Raw genomic sequence first — 1,780 nt, 5'->3', positions numbered from 1 at the left:
CAGCTGATACGCGCCGCCTCCGGCGGTGGCCTGCGGCCAGCCTTGACCGCGGCTGCGTCTGGCGCAGCGGTCAACCATCGGAACGAAAACGCCATCGCGAATGCATCGCACTCCACACCAACAACCATGAGCAAAGCATGCCCTGATCAATCATTCCCCTTGACAACCACATCCCCATACAAGCCCGGATGGAGCGTGCGCTCCATCCAGGCTACGGGAAGTCGGCCAGATGGAATCTACGGCTCGACCGGCGTTCCCGCCGGCAGCGCAATCCCCTTCTCGCCGGCGACCTGCCGCAGCAGGTCCGGGCGGTCCGAAATGATGCCGTCGACGCCGGTCTCGATCATGCGCGCCATGTCTTCGGGTTTGTTGACCGTCCACACCACGACGCGCAGTCCGAGCGAATGAGCCTCTGAGACCAGCGCTGCAGTCACGTCGCCGAAATAGGGCGACCAGATCGCGCCGCCGGCCGCCTTGATCGTCCGCGGCAGCGAGCCACCGTGATCGGCGGGGCTGAAGCCCACCGTCCAGTTGCTGGCCTTGTCGAGCACGACGGTCGGCGCCGAGCCGCGCTGGAGCGTCAGGTACACAGTCGGAATTCTCGGTGCCTGCTGCTGGACGAGCAGCAGGGTCCGCCAGTCGAACGACTGGATCATGACGCGCTCGGCAAATCCCTCGGCCTCGATCATCCCAAGCAGCTTTGCGACAAAACTTTGCGGATCGAGCGACTCCTCCGGATGGCCCGGATCGATCTTGGTCTCGATGTTGAAGCGCACACGCGCGTTGCCGGATTTTCGGACGAGCGCGAACACCTCGCGCAAGCTGGGAATGCGCGTTCCCGGTATGGCGCGCTGATCAGGGAATTGCTTTGCGTAGGCACTGTCCGGCCGGATCTGACCAACGTCGTAGCTCCTGACGGCGGCGAATTGCAATTTCACGAACGGCGTACCGGGCGGTGCCACATAGGCGCCGCTCGCATCCCGGGCGAGATCGGGATTGAGCCCGCGCTCGTGCGATACGACGACCTCGCCATCGGCGGTCACGCCGACGTCGAGCTCCAGCGTATCAACGCCCATCGACAGTGCGTTGGCAAAGGCCGGCAGCGTGTTCTCCGGCAACAGCCCCCGCCCGCCCCGATGCGCCTCGAGATCGAAGGCCGAGTCGGATCCCATGGCCCTTCCCGTCATGAGAAGCGAGAGCACAGTCAAAATGATCGCAGCAAATGATGGCATGGCGGCTCGGAAGGCAAGCGAAAAGGGCGGCATCTGAGCGCAATCTGGTGCGTCCGGCCTATTCTACAGGCTTTCGCGGCTGTTGAAACCTTGGGGAGCGGCTTGGGTTGCGCTCGCCCGGCGGTTATGTACTCATAGCTGCCTCCGTGGAATCCCGACCGTGCAACCAAAACGTGATCTCCGCATCATCCGCAGCCGGCATTTTCACCGGATGCAGCGATGGCATTTCATCATCTTCGATGTGCTGCCCTTCGTCGGGACGCTGGTGGCACTGGGCCTGTTGTTCTACCGGCCGATCGGTTCGATGGAGCTCGGCCTGTTCTTCGGCTTCTGGCTGATCACCGGGCTCGGCCTCACCGTCGGCTATCATCGCCTGTTTACCCACCGCGCCTTTGCCACCTCCACAATGGTGAGCGCGATCCTGATCGTCACGGGATCGATGGCCGGGCGTGGCCGATTTTGTTGCAGAACTGTCTTGAGGAGAAGGGCGAACCGTGATTCCGTCTAGGTAAAGCGGCCATCGACGGAGATTTCGATGATGGGTCGGT

The 1,780-nt window shown here is 62.9% G+C and carries 2 protein-coding genes; one reads left to right on the top strand and one right to left on the bottom strand.

What is annotated here, in order from left to right; translation table 11 throughout:
- Positions 1-236 precede the first annotated feature (236 nt).
- Positions 237-1,172 carry a glycerophosphodiester phosphodiesterase gene (locus IVA82_RS38600; RefSeq protein WP_247389497.1) on the bottom strand — a complete coding sequence of 312 codons (936 nt, stop codon included), beginning with the start codon at positions 1,170-1,172 and terminating at the stop codon, positions 237-239.
- Positions 1,173-1,392: 220 nt separating this feature from the next.
- On the opposite strand from IVA82_RS38600, the gene IVA82_RS38595 reads away from it, so the two are divergent.
- Positions 1,393-1,740, top strand: a complete 348-nt coding sequence (locus IVA82_RS38595) for a hypothetical protein (protein ID WP_247389496.1) — start codon at positions 1,393-1,395, stop codon at positions 1,738-1,740.
- Positions 1,741-1,780 lie beyond the last annotated feature (40 nt).

Source organism: Bradyrhizobium sp. 142, from assembly GCF_023074015.1.
Classification (GTDB): Bacteria; Pseudomonadota; Alphaproteobacteria; order Rhizobiales; family Xanthobacteraceae; genus Bradyrhizobium.
The sequence above is the reverse complement of the archived record's forward strand: the minus strand, read 5'-3'. Positions and strand labels throughout refer to the sequence as shown.

Coding starts and splice junctions, on each gene's coding strand:
- IVA82_RS38600 (WP_247389497.1), bottom strand. CDS start 1,172: ATGGGATCCGACTCGGCCTTCGATCTCGAGGCGCATCGGGGCGGGCGG.